Here is a 23447-nt window from a genome sequence, read left to right as displayed (position 1 = left end):
GCAGTGTGCCATAAGTAACCTGATCCTCTTAAACAGAAGCAGCCAAACGATACAAAGGCATCAACGTTCCATAGGTATCCTGAGCAAGCTTGTACAGCGCATCCCCATCGTGAAGAAGCGGATCGCCTGCAGGAAGATGGCGGCCGATCAGCAGCTCGGCTTTTTGCACGTCGCGAAGCCGGGTAAGGGCATTGGCCCAGTCCTGCTTGCTCATTTCGCTTACGGCCTTGGACTCCTTCTTCATATGGTCAAGCGAAAGCGCGTAATCCGAAGGAACAGCCGCGATGACTTCATCTAGATGGTCCAGATAGATGGAAGCGATTTTGGACTTGTTAGGCGCTTCGTAAATAAGGGCAAACCACAGGAAGAGATGGTCGTCGAACAAGCCAAGCTGGAAATGCGGATGAGCTTTGTAACCGCGTTTATTATTGCAGATGGCAAGCCAGGTATCCTTAGGCGGATTTACGGTCCGGCGGGCATGCTTCGCAATATGCAGGAACATTTCGTCGCCTGCCTGCACGGCAATGTCGCCGGCGAGCTTTTCGCCCAAATAGCGGAACTTCGGACGAATCCGTTCCTCAATGGCAGCCATGCGCTGTTCCAGTCCTTCAATCAGAAACGTGTCAAAATCTTTTTGTTCGAAGCCGGTAAAGGCGCTCGTTGTTGGTGTTGTAGTCATCTATTTGATCTCTCCTCGTCATGAAAGCCGATAATTAAGCTTGATTATAGCACGTTTGTTCTTATCCGCGCATCATGGACCATCTTGACGAGGAAGATCACTTGTTGTAAATTTATCTAAATATTCCAACAGCTTTGACCAAGGTCGAGCATTAAGCCAATGTTCATTCCAGAGAGGGAGCCCGCCGCTGCAAGGCTTCTATGAACGCTTAAGACTCATCCTGCCTTGTGAGCTGCAAAGACTGCTGCTTCCAGCTCAGTTTTTGCCGGGATGAGAATCCCGTTATCTATTAGAGGGCCGGCAGCGTTGCTGCTCCGGCTAACAAAGGGTGGTACCACGAGCACATTCGTCCCTTGCGAATGTGCTCTTTTTGTTTTTCTATCAACCGTCGGGAGTGAGAATTATGCGTCAAAGTCAACTATTATTGCCAACCTTGCGCGAAGCGCCTTCCGAAGCGGAAGCGATCAGCCACCAGCTGATGCTGCGCGCAGGCCTGATCAGGCAGCTTGCTGCCGGAATTTATACGTATTTGCCGACGGGCCGCCTGGTACTGCGCAAGCTGGAGACGATTATTCGGGAGGAGATGGACAATGCCGGCTGCCAGGAAGTATTTATGCCCGCGATGCAGCCCGCCGATCTATGGCGGCAGTCCGGCCGCTACGAGAAATACGGTCCCGAGCTGGTACGGCTGAAGGATAGGCATGACCGCGAGTTTGCGCTTGGTCCAACCCATGAGGAGGTCATTACGGATCTGGTTCGCGGGGAAATAAACTCTTACCGGCAGCTGCCGGTTACGTTATATCAGATCCAGACCAAATTCCGGGATGAGAAGAGACCGCGTTACGGCTTGCTTCGCGGCAGGGAATTTATGATGAAGGATGCCTACTCCTTCGATACCGACTGGGAAGGGCTTAATGACAGCTATCAAAGGATGTATGACGCCTATCACCGGATATTTTCCCGCTGCGGGCTGCATTTCCGACCGGTGGAAGCGGATGCGGGGACCATAGGCGGAGAGGGCGGCACCCACGAATTTATGGCGCTTGCCGATATCGGCGAGGATACGATCGCAGCCTGCGACCACTGTCAGTATGCGGCTAATCTCGAGAAAGCCGGGTATAGGACCCCTGAGGCGGCTATAAGTACAGGTGACTCTAATGCATATCCTGAGCTGGAGAAAATCCATACTCCCAATGTCAGAAAGATCGATGAGCTGGTTCAGGCACTGGGTACATCTGCGGATCGGATGCTGAAGACGCTGCTGTTCCTTGCTGACGGCAGACCTGTTGCGGTAATCGTCCGAGGCGATCATGAAGTCAACGAGCTCAAGCTCGCAGGCTTGCTGCAGGCGGATAAGCTGGAGCTTGCCGATCAGGAGACAACCGAGAGATTGACAGGCGCAGCGATTGGTTTTGCGGGACCAATCGGATTAAGCATTCCGGTTATCGTTGATTATTCCGCCGCGGATGTTGGTTCCGCCATTGCCGGCGCAAATGAAACGGATTACCACTGGAAGCATGTTCGTCCCGGAGTGCATTTTGAGGTATCCCGTTTAAGTGATGTACGTAATGCCATTTCAGGGGATGGTTGTCCGAATTGCGAGGAAGGGAAGCTTCGGATGTTCCGCGGGATTGAGGTTGGACAAGTATTCAAGCTGGGGACCAAGTACAGCGAAGTCATGCAAGCTAATTATCTTGACGCCACGGGATCGGAGAAGCCAATCATTATGGGGTGCTACGGGATCGGGATATCCCGCGTCATGTCTGCCATTGTAGAACAGTATCATGATGAGCAGGGGATTCGCTGGCCGCTTGAGCTTGCGCCTTATCAGGTCCATGTCGTGCCTGTATCCGCCAAGGACGCGTTGCAAATGGACGTTGCCGTCAAACTGTACGGTGAGCTCAAAGCTGCCGGATTTGATGTGCTGCTGGATGACCGCGATGAGCGTCCGGGCGTGAAGTTCAAGGATTCCGATCTGATCGGCATTCCGGTCCGGATCGTTGTCGGAAGACAAGCGGCTGATGGCGTTGTAGAGCTCAAGTACAGGAACGCAGGAGAAGTGTTGCAGGTATCAACCGGGGAAGCGGTGACGCTTGCAAAGGGTTATTTCCGTTCACATTAAGCTTTGCGAGGCGGTCAAGCATCCGATTTGGACGGCTTGACTGCCCTTTTTTCGATTTGGACGGCCAATCCTTTAAAATTAGTCAATAATCCAAGTTGCCAGATCATAAGATGGAGTATAAGATAGAAGTAAGACCAAATTGTCAGACTATTTCGTCAAATGCTTGAAAGGAGGGATTGCCGTGAATAAGAGCTACGAAGTCGAATATTGCAATTTGGAGCTGCGTTTTGACCGCCGGCAAATCCAGAACCTCATCCGTGATCTCATTCAGGAAGGGTACTCCTTGTATTGGAGCGAGACGGAGGGGCAGTTCCTCATTTCAATTCGAACAGGTCGTAAGCTCGTGAAGCTAAGGTTTCAGCGGATGAAGAACCGTTACAAGATCGTTGGGGATTACACCATTAAGGACGAGAAGCTGTCGGAGTTGCTTGAAAAGCTTATTAATGACACGCGCGGACATGCGATAGTCAAGCGGATCAAAGATCGTCAGATCGTCATTGAGAACATCATGTTTGGTGAAATAATACGACTTGTGGAGGTGTCCGGAATGGAACATCGGATTATTTATCAAAAGAAGCCATTCGTAACTATAGAGGAAATGATTAAGGCATTCCAATCCAAGCGTGCCGAGGAACGCGCGGCGGTGCTGCGCTATGAACTCGATTATGAGCTGACGGTGCTGTTCGACGCACTCCAGGAGAACAACGAGGAAGCTATCGCCGAGTCGAAGGAAAAGCTGGTGCTGCTTCGTTCGGAAATGCTGCAGCTGGAGCTTTGAGATCTCATCGATAATTTTTTTTCCAAAAACGAATCAACGGATGGTTCCTGGCGAATCATTTGATTGATTCGTTTTTTTGTCTACCCGGATTTCTCATTTTCTGGTTAGCATTTCTTCGCAATATAAGGTAAACTTTCTAATGCGGTCAGGAAAACTAATGGACGAATGCCGACAAATTCCGCGCAAATGGTTTTCATCTCCTTGCAAAAGGAGTAATATAAGACTATTGAAGACCACCATATTATAAAGAAAAGGATGGAAGAACCAAAATGGCTAAACAGCAAATTGGCGTTATCGGCCTCGCAGTTATGGGTAAAAACCTTGCCCTGAACATTGAGAGCAGAGGTTTCACTGTATCGGTGTACAACCGTTCCCGTGAGAAAACAGATGAATTGATCAAAGAATCCGCAGGCAAGAACCTTGTTCCTGCATACACAGTTGAAGAGTTCGTGCAATCGCTCGAATCTCCTCGCAAAATCCTGATCATGGTACAAGCAGGCGCAGGTACTGACGCAACAATCGACGCGCTTGTTCCGCATCTGGACAAAGGCGACATCATCATCGATGGCGGCAACGCTTATTTCCCTGACACGGTTCGCCGTAGCAAAGCTCTTGAAGAGCAAGGCATCCGCTTCATCGGTACCGGCGTATCCGGCGGTGAAGAAGGCGCCCTGAAAGGTCCTTCGATCATGCCAGGCGGCCAAGAATCGGCTTACAAGCTGGTTGAGCCTATCCTTACAGCTATCTCGGCAAAAGTCGGCGACGACGCTTGCTGCACATATATCGGTCCGGACGGTGCGGGCCACTATGTAAAAATGGTTCACAACGGCATTGAGTACGGCGACATGCAGCTCATCTGCGAAGCTTACGACCTGCTGAAAAACACTTTGGACCTGAACGCTGAAGAGCTTCACAGCATCTTCACGGAGTGGAACAAAGGCGAACTCGACTCCTACCTGATCGAGATCACGGCTGACATCTTCTCCAAATACGATCCTGAGACTGGCAAGCCTATGGTTGACGTTATTCTCGACTCCGCTGGCCAAAAAGGTACCGGTAAATGGACAAGCCAAAGCTCCCTCGACCTTGGCGTGCCACTGTCAATCATCACGGAATCCGTATTTACTCGCTTCCTGTCCGCTATGAAAGACGAGCGCATCGCAGCTAGCAAAGTACTGAACGGTCCTGAGAAAAAACCTTTCGAAGGCGACAAAGTAGCATTCATCGAATCCGTTCGTAAAGCTCTCTTCGCTTCGAAGATCTGCTCGTACGCACAAGGCTTCGCTCAAATGCGCGCAGCTTCCGAAGAATACGACTGGAACTTGCGTTATGGCGACATCGCAAAGATCTTCCGTGCAGGCTGCATCATCCGTGCACGCTTCCTGCAGAACATCATGGACGCTTATGACCGCGATCCTAGCCTGAGCAACCTGCTGCTTGACCCTTACTTCCAAGGTATCGTTGAGTCGTACCAAGGCGCATGGCGCGAAGTGGTTGGCACAGCCGTAGCTAACGGCGTACCGGTGCCTGCATTCGCAAGCGCACTGTCGTACTTCGACAGCTATCGCTCAGAGCGTCTGCCTGCAAACCTCTTGCAAGCGCAACGCGACTACTTCGGTGCACATACGTTCAAACGTCTGGACAAAGAAGGTACGTTCCATTACAACTGGATGAATTCCTAATCCGGTTTGATTATTTTAGCCCGTATGAAGCCTCGATGAGGCAATTCCGCAGGCGGGTAGCCTCCTGCTCGGAGTAATGCTTGCGGCGGATCAGCAGCATGGAGGCTTCGGCGAAATAATGAAAGTTTTTCAATAAGCGTGGCTGCGAAAGGTCCCTGAGTGCAGGGTCCCCGTCAGCCACCTTTTTTTTAATATATTCAAGCATCCAGACCACGTCCTCGCGGCAGAGCGGGTGATCGGGGCTCAGGATTCGGTCAATTCTTTCGTTGGTCAGGCGGCTGTCAGGCAAATTCGATTCAGTGGTCATGCCTTTTCACTCCTATTTATGAAATATGCATCATTATCATCCTTACGGCATATGCAACATTTTTATACCCTATACCTTATAAAAAATGATATGATGTTGTGGAAAAGCATGTATGTAGGGGAAAAGAAGACAGGGGAGTTCTTGCATTGGAGCAACGCACAAGCAAAATTGTATTGGTAGGCTTTATGGGAACGGGCAAATCCACCGTCAGCCGATTGCTTGCAGAGCAGCTTGGCTGGTCCCGTTACGATTCGGACGAAGTCATTGTAGAGCGCGAAGGAACGATCTCGAGTCTGTTCGAGACACTCGGCGAAGCGGGCTTCCGCGACATTGAGAGCAAGGTGCTGGCATCGCTGTTGGAAGCGGAGGAAAGCTCCGTTATTGCGACAGGCGGCGGCTGCGTGCTGATGGAACAGAACCGGGAAGCCATGCTGAAGCACGGTTTCGTAGTCGCGCTTACTGCAGAGGCGGAGCATATTATCGATCGGGTGAAATCCGATACTTCGCGTCCGCTGCTGCAGGGCGACATTGCAGCCAACGTTCACCGGATTATGGAGCAGCGCAAGAATGCTTATGATTTCGCGCATCTCCGTTTGGATACGACATCATTAACGCCGCACGAAGCGGCCGAGGTGATATTGAAGGCATTGCAGGAGAGATAAGAACCACTCTAATAAAAAGGAGAATTGCTGCATAATGGACGTAATTGTTACACCTACTCCAACACTCCAGGGGGAAATTCAAGCGCTTTCCTCTAAAAACTATACGACTCGCTACCTGCTTGTCGCCGCGCTTGCGGATGGTACAAGCACGATCTACTACCCGGCTCACAGCGAAGACAGCGACGCGATGCGCCGTTGCATCCGCGATTTGGGTGCAATCGTGGAAGAGGACGACGAGAAGATCGTTATCACGGGCTTTGGCAAAAATCCGAAAGCCGTAGATCAACTGGATGTTGGCAATGCCGGCGCGGTACTGCGTTTCCTGATGGCCATTGCTTCGCTGTGCCCGGATGTTACTTTCATTAACCGTTATCCGGATTCCTTGGGCAAACGCCCGCATAACGATCTGATCGATGCGCTTGGTCAAATGGGCGTAAAGATTGAACATAACGAAGGCAAGTTGCCAATCCGCATCCAAGGCGGAGCGCCAAAAGGCGGCAAAATCCAAGTATCCGGCAATGTCAGCTCGCAATTCCTGAGCGCGCTTCTGTTCCTTACTCCGCTACTGGAGGAAGACAGCGAGATCGAAGTGCTGCATGATCTGAAATCGAAGGTTGTAGTAGGACAGACGCTTGAAGTGCTTGAGCAGGCAGGCATCGTGATCCACGCTAGCGAAGATCTCATGCATTATCGCGTACCGGGCAATCAGAAATACGAAGCGAAGAAATATGTCGTTCAAGGCGACTACCCCGGTTCGGCGGCGATTCTTGCTGCGGCTGCGGTAACGAATTCGGACGTCATCGTTCACCGGCTGGCTGAGAACAGCAAGCAAGGCGAACGCGCGGTTGTTGACGTGCTTAGAATGATGGAAGTTCCTCTTACGCACGAGAACGGCATCGTTCATGTTAAAGGCAACAGCAAACTGAAAGCGGTCGAGTTCGATGGCGATAAAGCAACGGATGCGGTGCTCGCTATGGTTGCCGCAGCGGTCTTTGCCGAAGGCACTTCGCGCTTCTATGACGTTGAGAATCTGCGTTACAAAGAATGCGACCGGATTACGGACTACTTGAACGAGCTGCGCAAAGCCGGCGCTAATGTAGAAGAACGCCAGGCCGAGATTATCGTGCACGGCCGTCCGGAAGGCGTTGAAGGCGGCGTGGAGATTAATGCCCATTACGACCACCGTGTTATTATGGCGCTTACCGTCGTTGGCCTGCGCGCCAAAAATCCGATCCGGATCCGCGACGCGCATCATGTTGCCAAGTCCTATCCGATTTATTTCGATCATTTGAAAGCGTTAGGCGCAAACGTAGAATGGGTAGAATAAAGGTAAAAGGATGAAAGCGAGGCGCTGATTATGGCATTTGAGAATCCGACCCGAGATGAAATCAAGGAAATTCTGCAAGCGAGCAACACCATTGCCGTCGTAGGATTGTCCGATAAGCCGGACCGCGTATCCTACATGGTATCGCAGGCGATGCAAAAGAAGGGTTACCGCATTATTCCGGTAAATCCCGCTGCCGAGACCATTCTGGGCGAGAAGAGCTATGCTTCCCTCAAAGATATTCCGGAGCCGGTTGATATCGTAAACGTCTTCCGCCGCCCCGAGCATACGCCTCCAATTGCGGAAGAAGCCGTAGCTATCGGTGCGAAGACCCTCTGGCTGCAGCTTGGCATCGCGAATGACGAAACGGCGAGAATTGCATCCGAAGGTGGACTTCAGGTCATTATGGACCGCTGCATCAAGGTGGAGGATTCGATTCTTCTGCCGCATGGGAAGCAGACAACCTAAACAGTGCCTTTTAAGTTATACCTTACATTGGCGGGCCATCAAGGCCCGTCTTTGCTTTGACAAAAAAGCTTGAACGCCGTACCATCGTTATAGAGAAAAGGATCAGGTAAAAAGAATTATCGCAAAAAACGCAATAATTCTTTAAGTCCATGCTTACGAAGCAAGAATTGCTTCGCAATTCTTTAAGCGAATGCTTACGAAGCAAGAATTGCTTCGCAATTCTTTTCAGGAGGTGACAAAGTGAATTTTCTAGGAAGGTTTCAGCAGCTTGGACGGGCTTTTATGCTGCCTATGATCGTACTTCCCGCTGCGGCAATCTTTTTATTTCTAAGCCAGCTGCCATGGGATCTTCTTGGAATTCCCAATACCGGGGACTATCTGCAGGCGGCAGGCCATGCGATTTTTACGTTTCTTCCCTATATTTTTGCCCTTGGCGTATCGCTGGGTTTAACGGGCAACGCGCTGGCAGCCGGTATGGCTGCACTCGCGGGGATGGTTATTTATGTTGGCGTAACCGGAACGGCCGATTCGCAAATCGAGCCAACCGTGTTTGTAGGCTCCATTATCGGTATGATTTCCGGCTTCAGTTACGAACGTTTTAAGAACCTGCGATTACCGGAATATATACAGTTTTTCGGCGGGCCGCGGTTTGTGCCTTTATTCGTCAGTGTTGTAACCGTTATCTTGTCCATGGCTATGATCGGCGTTGCGCCATTAATTCAGCGCATGCTGGAGGGGCTCGGTGATATCGTCGCTTCCGGCGGCGGGTTTGGCGTGTTTTTGTTCGGATTCTTGTACCGGATTCTCGTTGTGTTTGGTCTTCATCACCTGCTGAGCCATGTGTTCTGGTTCCAGGTTGGGGGCTACGAGACGGCGGACGGATCGATGGTATACGGCGATTTGCCGCGGTTTTTCGCAGGCGACCCGACTGCCGGGGCATTTATGGCCGGCATGTATCCGATCGTCATGTTTGCTTTGCCGGCTATAGCGTTCGCCATCATTCATGAGGCCAGGGAAGATTTGAAGCCAAAGATCCGGAAGACGTTCCTCTATGCGTCTCTGGCCTCTTTTTTGACAGGAGTCACGGAGCCTGTTGAGTTTGCGTTCTTGTTTGTTGCGCCGTATTTGTTTGTGGTGCATGCGATCTTGTCGGGCATTATTATGTGGGTCACCTATGAATTGGGTATCCGGCACGGATTCTCTTTCTCCGGCGGCGTTATCGACTACATTATTAACGAACATCTGGCTACTAGGGGCTGGCTGCTGATCCCGATCGGGATTGTAGTTGGACTTGTGTATTACGTGGTGTTTCGCTGGGCAATCAACCGGTTCCGGATTCCTACTCCGGGCCGCGAGGAAGGCTCGCAGCTCGACGAATGGGCGGGCGACATTCCTTACCGTGCTCCGCTTATCCTGCAGGCAATCGGCGGCAAGGACAACATTGTGCAGATGGAGTCCTGTATTACAAGGCTTCGCCTTAAAGTTTCCAACGAGAAGCTGCTCGATAATAATGCCTTGAGAAATCTGGGGGCGGCAGGAGTGCTTAGACTTGGCGGAGGTAACGTTCAGGTCGTATTCGGTACGTATTCGGAATTAATTCGGGCAGAGATGCTAAAAGCCATTCAGCGTGACCAGGAGCAGGTGCTGTTCAGTTCGCCTGTGCAAGGACGCATGATTCCGCTTGAGGATGTTCCCGATCCGATATTCGCAGGCAAGCTGGTTGGACAGGGCGTTGCGTTTATTCCCGAGAAAGGCGAACTTGTATCGCCTGTTAAAGGCACCGTAATGATCGTGTACCCTACGATGCATGCCGTGGGCATTCGTACGCAGGAAGGGCTTGAGGTTCTGCTTCATATCGGTATCGACACTTCCAAGCTCACCGGAAAATCGTATTTCAAAGCGGTTGTCGAGGAGGGGCAGGAGGTTATGCCGGGCGACATGCTCGTGCGATTTGATCTGCAGCGCGTCCGCAAGGAAAGCAAATCTCTTGCTACGCCGATGGTGATTACCAATTCGGATCTTGTTCATTCCTGGCGCTTCGCGCCGTTCAAAGCAGTGAAGAAGGGGCAGTCTTCGGTTTTGTCCGTTGTCCTTAAAGAGAGAAATGGTGGAGGGGAAAAACCATGATACAAGGAATAGGAGCTTCGGCCGGCATTGCGATCGGGAAGTCGTTTGTGCTGCCGAACTGGGAGTGGGAATTTCCCGAGCAGCGAGTGGATGTAGCAGATTTCGCCCGTGAATTCGAGCGGGTCTACGAGGGGATACGTACATCCAAGCATGAGATCGAACAGATCAAGGATGAGCTGAGAGAAGTGGTTGGTTCCGACGAAACGCAAATCTTCGATGCGCATCTTGCGATTTTGGATGACCCGGTGTTTATGAACGAGATTCAGGGAATCATCCAGCGTCAATACAAGGCCGCGGAAGTTGCAGTGAAGGAGGCCATCGATCATTTTGTAACGATGTTTGATCTGCTGGATGACGAGTATATGAAGGAACGAGCTCTCGATATCAAGGATGTAGGGAACCGCCTGCTCAAACATCTGCTTGGCGCTCCGGAGATTACTCTCCCATCCGATACGCAGCCTTTTATTCTGATTGCACGGGAGCTTTCACCCTCCCAGCTGGCCCATATAAACCCGAATAACGTGCTTGGCATTGTGACGCTTGCAGGAAGTTCGACCTCTCATTCCGCCATTATGGCCCGTGCTTTAGGCGTACCGCTAGTCGTAGGAGTGGAAGCCAAGCTGGAGGAGCCGATCCAGACCGGTCAATCCCTCATTATCGACGGTACGGAAGGTCTGCTGTTCATTGAACCCGATGACTCGTTAATCCGGCATTACTCCGAGCTTCAAACCAGACAGGCGGAAGCTAGACATCGTCTGAGCGGCATTGCCGGACACCAGTCGGTGACCCCGGACGGCAAGGTGCTTGGTCTGGCGGCGAATATCAGCTCTCTGAAGGAGCTGGAAGTCGCGTTGTCGAGCGGCGCGCATGGCGTTGGATTGTTCCGCACGGAGTTTCTGTACATGGACCGGAACCGTTTCCCTAAGGAAGAGGAGCAGTTCGAGGTTTACAAAAGCGTCGCCGAAAAGCTGGCAGGCGAGCCGCTTATTATCCGGACGCTGGATATTGGCGGGGATAAGCAGCTTGATTACTTCAATATTCCGGAAGAGGACAATCCGTTTCTTGGTTACCGGGCTATCCGGATCTCGCTAGATCGCAAGGATTTGTTCAAGACGCAGCTGAGGGCGATTTTGCGAGCGAGCAGTTTTGGGCAGGTGAAGGTGATGTATCCCCTGATTTCCTCGGTAGAGGAAGTTAGAGCAGCTAATCAGGTATTGGCGGAAGCCAAGCAGGAGCTCGAGAGAGAAGGGATTTCTTACGATCCGGGCATCCAGGTGGGTATTATGGTTGAAGTGCCTGCCGCGGTTATGCTCTCGGATTTGCTTGCCCAGGAGGTTGATTTCTTCAGTATCGGTACAAATGATCTTGTCCAGTTTACCTTGGCGGTCGACCGGATGAACGACGAAATCAGTTATTTGTACGAACCGTTTCACCCTGCGGTGCTGCGTATGCTGAAGCAGACGGTTGAAGCGGCCAAGCGAAACGGAATCAAGGTTGGAGTCTGCGGCGAACTTGCCGGCGATCTGCGTGCACTGCCGATCTGGCTGGGTCTTGATGTAGATGAAATCAGCATGTCCTCCCATTCAATTCTGCAAGTGAAAGAGCGGCTGCTCTGCACAACGCAGAAGGACAGCCGCTCGCTGCTGCCGCAGCTGCTGGAATGCCGCATGAGTGCGGACATTCATCAGAAGCTGAAGCAATTTATGGACTCCGTTGACGAGAAAGGGGCAGCCTCCGCGATTTAGCGGGCGGCTCCTTTTGTCTTAGTGCCGTTTCCGGCTAGGCCTGTTGCTCCAAGGCGTCAACAAACGCTTTTGCATAAGGAGGCAAATCCGGCGGACGGCGTGCCGAGATCAGGTTGCCGTCTACCACGACCGCTTCGTCGAACCATTCGGCGCCGGCGTTTTCCATATCGTCGCGAATGCCCGGCGTGGAGGTGACTTTTCGTCCCTGCAGGATTTTGGCGGAGATGAGAACCCAGCCGGCATGACAGATTTGACCGATCGGTTTGCCTGCCGCGTCAAGCTCCTGAACAAGCTGCAGTACCTTTGGATAACGGCGAAGCTTGTCCGGTGCCCAGCCGCCGGGAACGAGCAGGCCGTCAATATCGGCGCTGTTTACTTCGTCGAAGGAGAGGTCGGCGACAGCGGGGACGCCGTATTTTCCGATATGCTTCTTGCCCTTTTCCGGGCCGGCATACAGGACGGTAGCTCCGGCTTCGCGGACGCGGTATACCGGATACCATAGCTCAAGATCCTCGAACTCGTCATCAAGCAGACAAATAACGGTTTTATTATGTAATGACATGATTGGTTTCCTCCCGTATTTATTATTTCATATTCATTGTAACGAAGGAGAACACATGAATCAAACGAACAGACGCAGGATCCTCCGATTTGCGCCGGCCGTGATCTGGATGGCTGTTATTTTCGGATTTTCCTCCCGCACAGGCGATGAGATGAATACGATGCTGCCGTTCTTCCGTAAGTTTTTCCCGCATATGGCAAGCTTCGACTGGGGGCATTTCATCGCTTATTTTATATTGGCTGCCGCTTTCGATTACGGCCTTGGGAAAAAGGGAGACCGTTTCCTCTACAAGCTGTCGATAATTATCGGATGCGGTCTGTACGGAGTGACGGATGAATACCATCAATCCTTTGTTGGCGGCAGGATGCCCGATGTGATGGATATCCGGAACGATATGATCGGAGCAGCCATTTGGGTCATTCTGGTATCGATTCCATTCTTGAAGAAGCGCTGGCGGAAACTCGCTCCATAGTAAAAATTACATAGTGCGGATAAGCAGGATTTTATGCAGAAAAGGTCGAATCCTTTACGCATCTCGAAATAGAAAAAGAGGAACGGAAGAGAAGCGCGTAAAGGGAGTGGACCAAAGTGCAGAAAAGGTGTCATTGCGGTGACATCATGAAGATGAAACTGCGTACAGTGATCTATTCGGGGAAAGTCGAAATCGACAATGTTCCGATCTATTCATGCTCGGTATGCAGCCGCAGCGAAGTACTTCCCGATGTGAAGCCGGATCTGACCGGACTCATCGCAAAGCTGGGCCAGGAGCCTCCGAAGCAAACATTTATGTTTAATGAATGCAACGAATGGGCAGACCTGCTCGTAGAAGCAAGTGAAGACAAAAATCAGCCGGATCCTTATCATATTGAACGGCTGACGCAAGAGCGCATCAACAACCTGCTCGACCTGCATCTGATTGCGCAATCGCTTCATGATGAGGAATGGATTGCTGATATTAACAAAAGGCTATCTCAACTTAGCAGACGGTCCATGCATACATAAGCCATACGGGAATATCACTCTCCATTCGCTGCATGATGATGCACAGATTGACGCCAGACATGCGCTAACATTGCGAAAAGTAATATTTTGTCGTATGATTACGTTAATATGCAGCGAACGTAAATAAAATTTGAGATATTGGAGAGAAGTACCGTGACGGTTACCATTTATGATGTAGCAAGAGAAGCAGGAGTATCGATGGCTACGGTTTCTCGGGTTGTGAACAACAATCCGAACGTGAAGCCGGCAACGCGCAAAAAGGTGTACGAGGCTATTGAACGACTCGGGTACCGTCCAAATGCGGTTGCTCGGGGCTTGGCCAGCAAGAAAACGACTACGGTCGGCGTTGTCATTCCGGATATTTCGAATGCGAATTTCGCCGAGGTTGCGCGTGGTATTGAAGATATTGCGAATATGTACCATTATAATATTATTTTGTGTAATGCAGATAAGAAGAAGGATAAAGAGATCCGCGTTATCAACACGCTTCTGGAGAAGCAAGTGGACGGGCTGCTCTTTATGGGCGGCGCTGTAACGGAAGAACATATGCAGGCTTTTAAGACTGCGAACGTGCCAATCGTCCTTTGCGCAACAACGGATGAGAATGGTCAAATTCCGTCTGTTGACATTAACCATGAAGAAGCGGCTTATGACGCAGTGCGCAAGCTGATTCAGGAAGGGCATAAACGTATTGCGATGATCAGCGGTACGCTGCAGGATCCAGCAAATGGTTATGCTCGTTTCCAGGGGTACAAGCGTGCACTCGAAGACTCCGGGATTCCTTATGATGAAACGCTGGTTCGCACGGGTAATTACCGTTACGAATCCGGTGTTGAAGCGATGAAATATTTCATTGATCTGTCTGAGCGTCCTACAGCCGTATTTGCTGCAACGGATGAGATGGCTATTGGTGCCATTCATTGCATTCAAGACTCCGGTCTGAAAGTACCTGACGATATCTCGGTTATCAGTGTTGACAATACACGCATGGCTTCAATGGTTCGTCCGCAGCTTACTGCTGTTGCTCAGCCGATGTATGATATCGGCGCGGTATCGATGCGTCTGCTCACGAAGCTGATGAAGAAGGAAGTTGTTGAACACGCAAAAGTGATTTTGCCGCATGAAATCGTTGTTCGGCAATCCGTTGGAGGTTTGCAAGCATAATGGCTTTTAACAAAATCGGTATTATTGGCGCAATGGTCGAAGAGATCGAGCTGTTGCATCAAAATGTTCATGTAACAAACAGCGTAACGAAAGCTGGCATTACCTATTATGAAGGCCAGCTTCATGGGAAGACGGTGGTGTTCTGCAAATCCGGCGTAGGGAAAGTTAACGCGGCTGTCTGCACGCAGATTCTGGTTGATCTGGGAGTTGACAGCGTGTTGTTCACCGGGGTAGCAGGGGCGCTTGATCCACGTCTTAATATCGGCGATATCGTGGTTTCATCCAGCTGCGTGCAGCATGATATGGACGTAACACCGCTTGGGTTCGCCAAAGGGGTTATTCCTTACCAGGAGCGTTCGGAGTTCACGGCCGATGAACGGCTCGTGAAGCTTGCATCGGAAGCAAGCGAGCGTTTGTTCGAAGGGCGCAGCTTGATCGGCAAAGTATTGTCAGGCGATCAGTTCATCGCAAGCCGCGATACGGTTCGCGAGCTGTATGAGAACATGCAGGGCGCGTGTGCGGAGATGGAAGGCGCTTCGGTCGCTCATGTGTGTGATTTGAATGAGGTACCGTTTGTTGTAATCCGCTCGATGTCGGATAAAGCTGACGGTTCGGCACATGTGAATTATGCAGAGTTTACGGTAACAGCAGCCAACAATTCTTATGCGATTATTGATGACATGATCCAGCATATTTAATGCAAAAATGAACGTCCGTACCGAAAGGTACGGACGTTTTTATATTCCGTTAGGGATCACTTATAGATCTTGAATGGCGATGGCGACGGTCTGGCGGTTTTTGAGTTCAATCTCGGCTCTCCGCGGAATAGGCAGGACCTGACTCATATCGTCCAGCCAACTTGCAGGCAGGGGATCAGGGCTTGAGGCGGACCATTTATCCAGCCAGGCTTGCGGCAGCGGAACGTCTTCATGACGGTTAAGCTGATCTACGATCGGATGATCCGTCATCGTCAGCCAGACAAGCGACCAGGCTCTAGGCACAACCCGCCACCAGTCGTAACCGCCGCCGCCAAGAGCAACCCAGCGACCGTCCGTATGCTTATGGGCAAGCTCATGGATGATCATAGGCATTTCCTGATAGATCCGCATACTGCAATGAATATGCGATAGAGGGTCATACGCATGCGCGTCACAGCCATGTTGGCTTAAGATAATATCGGGCTTGAAGGCTTCGGCGATTTTTGTTACCGAGCTCCGAAAGCACTCCAGCCAGGAGTCGTCCTCCGTATAAGGCTCCATCGGTACATTGTAGCAGGCTCCGTAACCGGTATCAGCTCCTTTCTCATGGACAAATCCGGTTCCGGGGAAGAGGAATTTGCCGGTTTCATGAATGGAGTAGGTGCAGACATCGGGATCATGGTAAAAGCTCCATTGCACTCCGTCCCCATGATGGACATCCGTATCGATATACAAGACGCGCGCGCCATAGGTTTGGCGTAGGTATTGAATAGCAACGGCGGCGTCGTTATAGACACAGAAGCCTGCACCCCGGTCAGGAAAGGCGTGATGCAGCCCGCCTGCCATATGATAAGCATGAGCGGCTTGACCGCTCATGACGAGTTCTGCGGCGTGGACGGAGCCGGCAGTTATGGTTGCCGCCGCGTTATGCATGCCCGGAAAAAAAGGCGTGTCCTCCGTATCAAGTCCGTATTTTCCGGCAGTCGCTGCCGCTTCGTGAGCAGGGTTGTCCATGCTTAGCTGCTTAACGGTATTTATGTAATCCGCCCGGTGAACGAGCGCAAGCAGCTCCTCGTCTGCCGTCGCAGAAGGGGAGTTCATTTGATCTTGATGGAGTGCTCCCGCAGCTTGCAGCAAATCAAGCGTTAGAGCAATACGAAAAGGGCTAAACGGGTGCTGCTCTCCAAATTGATAGCGGGTACTGTCAGAATGATGAACGAATATTGCGTTAGTCACTTCTTAACCTCCCAAATAAAAACACGCTAGTACATGAAACGCTGCCTGAAACGGATTCGGTCAAATTGCTCTTCGGACTCCTGCGGCACTTCTTTGCCGATTCGTACCATCAAGCAGTTAGCAGGATGCGAGCAAATCTCCGGATCATCGGTTGCGTACCAGACCATGCCGACGGATTTCATCAGCTTCTCCATAATGCCCCTGTACTCCCATACGCTCAGCTTTGTCCCTTCCAAATCCCAATGCCAGTAATACTCGGTGGTAAAAACGATCATATTTTCAAGCTGTCCGTCTGCGAAAGCCAATTGAATCATTTTTTTGCCGAGCCCATAGGATCGGTATTGATCCGCTACTTCAATGGCTCCCAGTTCGACTAAATCCGGCATGCCGGCTTCATACCAGCGTTCCAGCTCGTCCGGGTAATGAAAGGTGACATAGCCAACAATCAGCTCGTCTACGCGGGCAAGAATAATTCGTCCTTCTTTAAGACCTGCAATCTCCACCAAAGCTTCATGCTGATCCTTGGGCCGCCGGAACGCGTCCAGATCGGCATGCATGGCGAGGGTTTGCAAGGACTTCGGAGGGACGGGGCCTTCAATGATACAGACTCGGCCGTCCTGCAATTCTATTTGCTGCCGTTGATACATTTTGCGATGCTCCAATAACGGTATCTCCTTTCCGAGGCCGTGAGCTCCCTTATATTTAAGGTTATAGCAAACATCGGGGAAAATGAAAAGCATAGTCGAATGGAAAGTCATTATGCTATAATTGTTGTGGCGGTTGAGTAACCGGAATAGATGCGTTCGATAGACGGCTTGTTTGCCTGCAAGATCCGGCTAGCATTTGAAAGCGCATTCTTTGCGGTTAATGTTTAACAGATTTGATGGGAGAGTGATAGAATGATCAACTTGCATCAAGAACGTATTCCGGCAGTTGCAACAAATCCAAATCTTAAGAATTACGAGCAAGCATCGAATGATTTCAAATGGGAAGAGATTGAAAGCCAATTCAGCTGGCACGAGACAGGGAAAGTAAATATGGCGTACGAAGCCATTGACCGTCATGTGGAGTCCGGTAAAGGAGCGAATATCGCTCTTTACTACAGCGACAGCGCACGCGATGAATCTTATACTTATGAACAAATGAGCAAGCAGTCGAACCGGTTCGCGAATGTATTGCGGAAATACGGCATCGGCAAGGGAGAACGGGTATTTATCTTTATGCCGCGCACGCCGGAATTGTATTTTGGCGTATTAGGCGTTCTGAAGGTAGGTGCCGTTGTAGGCCCGCTATTCGAAGCTTTTATGGAGACGGCTGTCAAAGACCGTCTGCAGGACAGCGAAGCAACGGCGATTATAACAACGCCGGCTCTTCTTCCGCGTATTAAACGCGACGAGCTGCCTAACTTGAAACATATTTTTGTCTTTGGCGATAACGTAGCGGCTGACGATGTGATTGTCGACTTCAGCGCGGAGATGGCGCAAGCTTCGGAAGAAGCCGAGATCGAGTGGCTCGACCGCGAAGATGGCCTTATTCTTCACTACACATCCGGTTCTACCGGCAAGCCTAAAGGGGTCTATCACGTACAGAACGCCATGATTCAGCACTACTACACGGGTAAAATCGTACTGGATCTAAAAGAAGGCGATATCTACTGGTGTACGGCTGACCCGGGCTGGGTTACGGGAACCTCTTACGGTGTCTTTGCGCCATGGCTGAACGGAGCGACTAACGTTATTCGCGGCGGACGCTTCAGTCCAAGCGACTGGTACGGTACGATTCAGAAATACGGCGTAACGGTATGGTATAGTGCTCCAACCGCGTTCCGTATGTTGATGGGAGCAGGGGACGACCTGTCAAGCTCATTCGATCTGTCGAGCCTGCGTCACGTGCTCAGCGTTGGCGAGCCGCTTAATCCGGAGGTTGTTCGCTGGGGAATGAAGGTTTACAATCAACGCATCCATGATACTTGGTGGATGACGGAAACCGGCGCTCAGCTGATCTGTAACTATCCGTCCATGGATATTAAGCCGGGTTCGATGGGTAAACCGCTGCCGGGCGTCAAAGCGGCGATTATCGACGATCAAGGCAACGAGCTTCCGCCATATCGCATGGGTAACTTGGCCGTGCAGACTCCATGGCCATCGATGATGCGGAAAATTTGGAACAATCCTTCGAAATACGAGGAATATTTCCGTATTCAAGGCTGGTACATTTCCGGAGACTCTGCTTATATGGATGAGGACGGTTATTTCTGGTTCCAAGGCCGTATTGATGATGTCATCAACACAGCCGGGGAGCGGGTAGGTCCGTTTGAAGTAGAGAGCAAGCTTGTAGAGCATCCAGCGGTCGCAGAGGCCGGTGTAATTGGCAAGCCGGACCCAATGCGCGGCGAGATTATTAAAGCGTTTATCGCTCTTCGTGAGGGCTATACGGCTTCGGATGAGTTGAAGGCCGAGATTGCGCAATTCGTAAAAGTCGGATTGTCTGCTCATGCCGCACCACGCGAGATCGAGTTCAAAGACAAGCTGCCGAAGACGCGCAGCGGCAAAATCATGCGCCGCGTCCTCAAAGCTTGGGAGCTTAACCTCCCAACAGGCGACCTGTCCACAATCGAGGACTAACCCCATATAAAAAAGCGCCACGGAATTAATCCGCGGCGCTTTTTTTCTGTTCTTTTTCTTAACGGAGCAGTTTGAATGATTCTGGAGAAGCGTAGCGTTCGCCTTTGTACTCCGGATTCCCACCCTGATAAACTTGTTCAAGGAATCCGGGTACAACAGCGATCGGAAGAACATTCAAATGCGAAGTATTTACTTCCCCACTTTTACTTGCTGGGAAGGAGGGGATTTGCCGGTATCATTCTCCGCAATGACGTAGAAGGTACCGGTCGTAAGCGGTGAAGCATATTCAAAGCTTGGTTTTTGAGTTTTTCCTACCTCAACGTATTTACCGTCGTTATTTGCGCTGAAGAATACATGATAAGTCGTAACGTATTCGGCATCCGCATTTGCGTTCCAAGTCAGCAGCACGCTCAAATCAGTTGGTGCTGCAGCCAAGCCGCTTGGCGAGGAAGGCGGAGCCAGATCCGGATGCTCGGCACCCGTGTTGCTGCCATTGTCGGTGTTATCGCCAGGCAAACCAGGAAGGCCAGGAAGCTCTACAGCTCCTTTTCCGAAGGTAACGACTTGACTTGCCGCCGATTCTTTACCGGCTACGTCTACCGCAGTGGCATAGAAGCTGTATCCTTGATTGCCGCCTACCGAAATTTTTGCTTTCAGCTCATCGCCAACAAGTATGGAATCTCCAACCTTTTGAGCCGGCTGCCCGTTAACGGATTGATAAACCCGGTAGCCTACAATATCCTTCTCGGTGCCGCCTGTGAAGGTCAGCATAACAACTCCGGAACCAATCGATTGCAGCTTCACATTGCTTGGCGCATTTGGCGCATTCCCGTCATCTACGCGCGGATCCACTTTGGAAGGCGCATTGGTATCTGCATCAGCAGGAAGATAGGATTCGAGCGACTTTCTGCTGCTTGCCGGAAGCTTCGCTTGCGCCGCCTTGATTTCGTCCATTAATTCATCAAGCGGTTTCTTCCTTTTAATAACGATACGTTCGCGGACCATATCTTTCGGTGTAGCAGGATTAGGTACATAATTGACACCGTTGAACGGAATATATGCCATCTTCACTAAAGCGTCATCGGTTTCCTTCGGCAAATACTTCTGATTGAACCAGTCCGTGACCAGCATGCCGGATTCCTTCGTCAGCTGGCTTGGAAGCTTGCCGCTTGCGCTGGATACCGTAGCTTTGACAAGGCCGGAAGGACGTTCGAATTCCTTCGTTGTGAACAGATCGGGTTTGGCTTTCGTAATCTCATTCATCATAAGCGCCCAGATAGACCGTGCCCGCTTTTTGCCAGGGTCAGACAACGTATGAATCTGCTCTTCATAACCTGCCCATACACCAAGAGTAACATCAGGGGTGAAGCCCATAAACCATACGTCGCCGTAGCTTTGCGTCGTACCGGTTTTGCCTGCGATTGGAATTTTACCGTATTGCTTGAAGTCGGAAGTTAAGGAATGAGCAGTACCTTGACCGCTCGATACGACCGTCTTCAGCATGTCGGTAACCAGGAATGCCGTTTGCGGCGAGAATACCTGCTTTGGAGCAGCTTTATGCTCGTAAACCGGTTTTCCTTGCGAATCGGTAATTTTCGAAATCATGTAAGCATCGTTAAAGACGCCTTTATTCGGAATAGCGCCATATGCGTTCGTAAGTTCTTCAACCGAAACCCCGATGCTGAGACCCCCAATTACACCGGTCTGCGCATTGTCGTCCTGCGGCTGCAAGGTTGTAATGCCAAGATCGCGCGCGAAGCTCCATGCGCCTTTGATCGTAACATCGTCAAGGAAGATCTTGATAGCCGGCAGGTTGAGCGAGCGGTTAAGCGCTTCGCGCGCCGTCACAAGCCCAAGGTATCTGTTTGTCGAGTTTTTCGGGATATGGAAGCCTTTTTGTCCATCCTTCAGTACTACGGGAGCATCATCAACGATGCTTGCAGGTTGAATGAGTCCCTTATCAATGGCTGGCAGATAGGCGGCGATCGTTTTCATCGCCGAGCCTGGCTGACGCGTCATCTGAGTGGCAAAGTTCATTTGCTCCTCGTAGAAGTCGCGGCCTTCCAGCATACTCAGAATCGCGCCGGTCTTGTGATCGATCATGACAGCGGCGGTCTGCTCGAGGCCCTTCTCCTTGCTGAATGCGGAGAAGTTCTTAGGATCTGCCGCGATATCGTGCATGATCTTGTAGATCTCTTTGTCAATCGTAGTATAGACATGATATCCGCCGTTGAGCAGACGCTGGCGGGCATCTTCTACAAGCGCGGAGTTTTCTTTCTTCTTCAGATCCGTCTTGGTAAGCTTTGGATTCTCCTGAAGAACCAGAATTTCAGCAGCCTGCCGTTCCGCTTCCAGCATCAGGTAAGGATAAGTCGTATATGCCTTCTCCGATGGAGGCGCAAGGGAGGAGCGGATATCAAAAGCTTTTGCTTCATCATATTGCTGCTTCGTAATCCGTCCGAATTTCAGCATCTGCGATAGTACAGTGCCTTGGCGTTCAATAGCAAGCTGGAATCCTTCCTCATCGAATTGTCCTTTGCTCGTGAACGCGGTATAGGCCGAAGGGCGCTGTGGCAGGCCGGCCAGATAAGCGGACTGCGCAATGTTTAATTGATTAAGGTTGGTGATATTGAACAGCCCTCTGGCTGCCGATTTAATACCGTATAAATTATAACCGCTGGATCCGTTGCCAAATGGCACCTTGTTCAAATAGGCGGCGAGAATCTCGCCTTTGGTCAAATAACGTTCCATCCGAAGCGCAAGAAACATCTCTTTTACTTTACGGCTGTCCGTTTTGTCCAAGCTAAGGAACACGCGTCGTGCCAGCTGCTGCGTCAGAGTACTGCCGCCGGTTTGCGTATCTTCATTTAAAAGCTTCTGTTTGACAGCCCGTCCAAGGCCGTTAATATCGACGCCTTTGTGATGCATAAAGTTGTTATCTTCAATGGCAAGCACGGCATCGATAACCTGTTGAGGCAGATCATCGTATTCGATTGGCGTACGGTCCTCTTCGGTCCGCAGCTGTCCAACAAGCGTATCGTCATTGAAATACACATATCCTGTAATGGAATTTTCGTTTACCTTCTCCTCTATTAATGTGCGAGGACGTACAGCTTCGTCCTTGACAAGCGAGGCGACATAGCCGGTTAAAGCCCCTCCGGTTAATAAACCGATAAAAATGCCGAAATAAATGAGCCATTTGACAGTCATCAATGATATGATTCCGAAAGTACGCCATCCGCTCCTGCGGGGCGGCGATTTGCGATCTTCTTCTTGCATATGTACAAATTCCCCCTCTAAATGACCAGAACCTATTATAACACAGAACGTTTATTTGGAGCACTAGCATGATTGACTTCCCTTTAGCCCTGTGGTACTTAAGCTGATGCGCTGATTGACTTGGTAAAAACTAGCGAATGATGTCGAACGAAACGAGGTATGTTTCATGTATTGTTATATTGCCCAAATGTTTAATTTCGGCAGCGTTCTTTTGCCGACGAATGCCTAAAGCAGCATTTGCCGTCTATATAGACGTTGAAAGACAGGAAAAGTTGTATGGCGTAATTAGAATAGTTTTACTGCCGATGCTTGAAAAAATTAAAAAAATGAAGCTTTCGATTAGAAACCTCCCATTTTTTCGAAACAAAGTGGGAGTATATGCGTATGAATTAACAGCATATGGTTGCTGTGAGAGGAGGAGGAAGTTGGAGGCGGTATTTTGGGGATGTCTCATTGGCGGAGCTTTATATGCCATTATTAGTGCTCTGCTTGGGGATTTGATCGGTCACGCGCTAGGCGGCATTCTTGATTTTTTGTCGCTGGACGGTCATCCGTGGCTTAATCCGACAACCTTGGTTGGCGGAATTACCGCATTTGGCGGTGCTGGGCTGCTGCTTGCGCATTACACGTCACTTGGGCTCGCGGCCGTATTCATTCTTGCCCTTGCGGGAGGTGTGGTCATTGGCGGCAGCGGCTATTTCCTTTACGTAAAGCCGATGAGCGAAAGCGAGAATTCGATTGCGCTCTCGGAGAAGGACTTAAGCGGCAAGATCGCGGAAGTGATTACAGCCATTCCTTCCAAGGGTTACGGCGAGGTGTTGGTCAAAGCGGGAGCGGGATATACCAACCAGATTGCAGCCAGCTTTGACGGTGATGACATACCAGGCGGTTCGCGGGTTGTCGTTGTGGAAGTAAAAGAAAATACGTTGTACGTCTCCAAGCTTGACCCTTACTAAAAAGTGCTTAACTGAGAGGAGAAAGAAAGTTC

The 23447-nt window shown here is 50.6% G+C and carries 20 protein-coding genes; 14 read left to right on the top strand and 6 right to left on the bottom strand.

Going from position 1 to position 23447, the window contains the following annotated elements:
* Positions 1–28: 28 nt before the first annotated feature.
* Positions 29–679 (bottom strand): DUF1054 domain-containing protein, encoded by a 651-nt coding sequence (locus tag WFJ73_RS08515; RefSeq protein ID WP_336772626.1) that lies wholly within the window; start codon positions 677–679, stop codon positions 29–31.
* Between the two features lie 403 nt (positions 680–1082).
* Between WFJ73_RS08515 and WFJ73_RS08510 the strand changes: the two genes are divergently transcribed.
* The 3 genes from WFJ73_RS08510 to gndA all read left to right on the top strand — a co-directional run bounded on the left by WFJ73_RS08510 (position 1083) and on the right by gndA (position 5261).
* Positions 1083–2801 (top strand): proline--tRNA ligase, encoded by a 1719-nt coding sequence (locus WFJ73_RS08510; protein ID WP_336772625.1) that lies wholly within the window; start codon positions 1083–1085, stop codon positions 2799–2801.
* Positions 2802–2982: 181 nt separating this feature from the next.
* Positions 2983–3579, top strand: a complete 597-nt coding sequence (locus WFJ73_RS08505) for a hypothetical protein (protein WP_336772624.1) — start codon at positions 2983–2985, stop codon at positions 3577–3579.
* A 269-nt stretch (positions 3580–3848) separates the two neighbouring features.
* Positions 3849–5261 carry an NADP-dependent phosphogluconate dehydrogenase gene (gene gndA / locus WFJ73_RS08500; RefSeq protein ID WP_336772623.1) on the top strand — a complete coding sequence of 471 codons (1413 nt, stop codon included), beginning with the start codon at positions 3849–3851 and terminating at the stop codon, positions 5259–5261.
* A gap of 10 nt (positions 5262–5271) precedes the next feature.
* Here gndA and WFJ73_RS08495 read toward each other — a convergent pair whose 3' ends face one another.
* A complete protein-coding gene (locus tag WFJ73_RS08495; RefSeq protein ID WP_127493527.1) occupies positions 5272–5568 on the bottom strand; it encodes a hypothetical protein in 297 nt (98 codons plus the stop codon).
* Positions 5569–5714: 146 nt separating this feature from the next.
* Between WFJ73_RS08495 and WFJ73_RS08490 the strand changes: the two genes are divergently transcribed.
* From WFJ73_RS08490 to ptsP, 5 genes are all read left to right on the top strand, one after another.
* Positions 5715–6230, top strand: a complete 516-nt coding sequence (locus tag WFJ73_RS08490; RefSeq protein ID WP_336772622.1) for a shikimate kinase — start codon at positions 5715–5717, stop codon at positions 6228–6230.
* 34 nt (positions 6231–6264) lie between these two features.
* Positions 6265–7557, top strand: coding sequence for a 3-phosphoshikimate 1-carboxyvinyltransferase (gene aroA / locus WFJ73_RS08485; protein WP_336772621.1), 1293 nt, complete (start codon positions 6265–6267; stop codon positions 7555–7557).
* A gap of 30 nt (positions 7558–7587) precedes the next feature.
* A complete protein-coding gene (locus WFJ73_RS08480; RefSeq protein ID WP_127493521.1) occupies positions 7588–8022 on the top strand; it encodes a CoA-binding protein in 435 nt (144 codons plus the stop codon).
* A gap of 240 nt (positions 8023–8262) precedes the next feature.
* Positions 8263–10149, top strand: coding sequence for a glucose PTS transporter subunit IIA (locus tag WFJ73_RS08475; protein WP_336772620.1), 1887 nt, complete (start codon positions 8263–8265; stop codon positions 10147–10149).
* Entirely contained in the window at positions 10146–11894 is a 1749-nt protein-coding gene (gene ptsP / locus WFJ73_RS08470) for a phosphoenolpyruvate--protein phosphotransferase (RefSeq protein WP_336772619.1), read from the top strand. Before WFJ73_RS08475 ends, ptsP begins: the two co-directional genes overlap by 4 nt.
* Before the next feature lie 34 nt (positions 11895–11928).
* On the opposite strand, the gene WFJ73_RS08465 is transcribed toward ptsP, so the two are convergent.
* Positions 11929–12456: a type 1 glutamine amidotransferase domain-containing protein gene (locus WFJ73_RS08465; RefSeq protein WP_336772618.1), complete on the bottom strand. Its 528-nt coding sequence runs from the start codon at positions 12454–12456 to the stop codon at positions 11929–11931.
* Positions 12457–12511: 55 nt separating this feature from the next.
* On the opposite strand from WFJ73_RS08465, the gene WFJ73_RS08460 reads away from it, so the two are divergent.
* The 4 genes from WFJ73_RS08460 (at position 12512) to WFJ73_RS08445 (ending at position 15320) form a co-directional block, all read left to right on the top strand.
* Positions 12512–12928, top strand: coding sequence for a VanZ family protein (locus WFJ73_RS08460; protein ID WP_336772617.1), 417 nt, complete (start codon positions 12512–12514; stop codon positions 12926–12928).
* A gap of 116 nt (positions 12929–13044) precedes the next feature.
* Entirely contained in the window at positions 13045–13458 is a 414-nt protein-coding gene (locus WFJ73_RS08455) for a hypothetical protein (protein WP_336772616.1), read from the top strand.
* Between the two features lie 153 nt (positions 13459–13611).
* On the top strand, positions 13612–14622 hold the full coding sequence (gene ccpA, locus WFJ73_RS08450; protein ID WP_336772615.1) for a catabolite control protein A: 1011 nt from the start codon (positions 13612–13614) through the stop codon (positions 14620–14622).
* Positions 14622–15320, top strand: coding sequence for a 5'-methylthioadenosine/adenosylhomocysteine nucleosidase (locus WFJ73_RS08445; RefSeq protein WP_336772614.1), 699 nt, complete (start codon positions 14622–14624; stop codon positions 15318–15320). The genes ccpA and WFJ73_RS08445 overlap by 1 nt, the downstream gene beginning before the upstream one ends.
* 60 nt (positions 15321–15380) lie before the next feature.
* Here the strand turns inward: WFJ73_RS08445 and WFJ73_RS08440 are convergent, their stop codons facing one another.
* Positions 15381–16556, bottom strand: a complete 1176-nt coding sequence (locus WFJ73_RS08440; protein ID WP_336772613.1) for an acetoin utilization protein AcuC — start codon at positions 16554–16556, stop codon at positions 15381–15383.
* 26 nt (positions 16557–16582) lie between these two features.
* Positions 16583–17218: a GNAT family N-acetyltransferase gene (locus tag WFJ73_RS08435; protein ID WP_336772612.1), complete on the bottom strand. Its 636-nt coding sequence runs from the start codon at positions 17216–17218 to the stop codon at positions 16583–16585.
* A gap of 237 nt (positions 17219–17455) precedes the next feature.
* Here WFJ73_RS08435 and acsA point away from each other — a divergent pair, with 237 nt between their 5' ends.
* Positions 17456–19180 (top strand): acetate--CoA ligase, encoded by a 1725-nt coding sequence (acsA, locus tag WFJ73_RS08430; RefSeq protein WP_336772611.1) that lies wholly within the window; start codon positions 17456–17458, stop codon positions 19178–19180.
* Between the two features lie 189 nt (positions 19181–19369).
* Here acsA and WFJ73_RS08425 read toward each other — a convergent pair whose 3' ends face one another.
* Positions 19370–22459, bottom strand: coding sequence for a transglycosylase domain-containing protein (locus WFJ73_RS08425; RefSeq protein ID WP_336772610.1), 3090 nt, complete (start codon positions 22457–22459; stop codon positions 19370–19372).
* A 425-nt stretch (positions 22460–22884) separates the two neighbouring features.
* On the opposite strand from WFJ73_RS08425, the gene WFJ73_RS08420 reads away from it, so the two are divergent.
* Positions 22885–23415 carry an NfeD family protein gene (locus tag WFJ73_RS08420; protein ID WP_336772609.1) on the top strand — a complete coding sequence of 177 codons (531 nt, stop codon included), beginning with the start codon at positions 22885–22887 and terminating at the stop codon, positions 23413–23415.
* Positions 23416–23447 lie beyond the last annotated feature (32 nt).

It is taken from the genome of Paenibacillus sp. MMO-58, assembly GCF_037146255.1.
Lineage (GTDB): Bacteria > Bacillota > Bacilli > Paenibacillales > Paenibacillaceae > Pristimantibacillus.
The sequence above is the reverse complement of the archived record's forward strand: the minus strand, read 5'-3'. Positions and strand labels throughout refer to the sequence as shown.

Excerpts from the sequence above, each read along its gene's own strand:
- WFJ73_RS08515 (WP_336772626.1), bottom strand. The coding sequence starts at position 679 with ATGACTACAACACCAACAACGAGCGCCTTTACCGGCTTCGAACAAAAA.
- WFJ73_RS08510 (WP_336772625.1), top strand. The coding sequence starts at position 1,083 with ATGCGTCAAAGTCAACTATTATTGCCAACCTTGCGCGAAGCGCCTTCC.
- gndA (WP_336772623.1), top strand. The coding sequence starts at position 3,849 with ATGGCTAAACAGCAAATTGGCGTTATCGGCCTCGCAGTTATGGGTAAA.
- WFJ73_RS08495 (WP_127493527.1), bottom strand. The coding sequence starts at position 5,568 with ATGACCACTGAATCGAATTTGCCTGACAGCCGCCTGACCAACGAAAGA.
- aroA (WP_336772621.1), top strand. The coding sequence starts at position 6,265 with ATGGACGTAATTGTTACACCTACTCCAACACTCCAGGGGGAAATTCAA.
- WFJ73_RS08480 (WP_127493521.1), top strand. The coding sequence starts at position 7,588 with ATGGCATTTGAGAATCCGACCCGAGATGAAATCAAGGAAATTCTGCAA.
- ptsP (WP_336772619.1), top strand. The coding sequence starts at position 10,146 with ATGATACAAGGAATAGGAGCTTCGGCCGGCATTGCGATCGGGAAGTCG.
- WFJ73_RS08465 (WP_336772618.1), bottom strand. The coding sequence starts at position 12,456 with ATGTCATTACATAATAAAACCGTTATTTGTCTGCTTGATGACGAGTTC.
- WFJ73_RS08460 (WP_336772617.1), top strand. The coding sequence starts at position 12,512 with ATGAATCAAACGAACAGACGCAGGATCCTCCGATTTGCGCCGGCCGTG.
- WFJ73_RS08445 (WP_336772614.1), top strand. The coding sequence starts at position 14,622 with ATGGCTTTTAACAAAATCGGTATTATTGGCGCAATGGTCGAAGAGATC.
- acsA (WP_336772611.1), top strand. The coding sequence starts at position 17,456 with ATGATCAACTTGCATCAAGAACGTATTCCGGCAGTTGCAACAAATCCA.
- WFJ73_RS08425 (WP_336772610.1), bottom strand. The coding sequence starts at position 22,459 with ATGCAAGAAGAAGATCGCAAATCGCCGCCCCGCAGGAGCGGATGGCGT.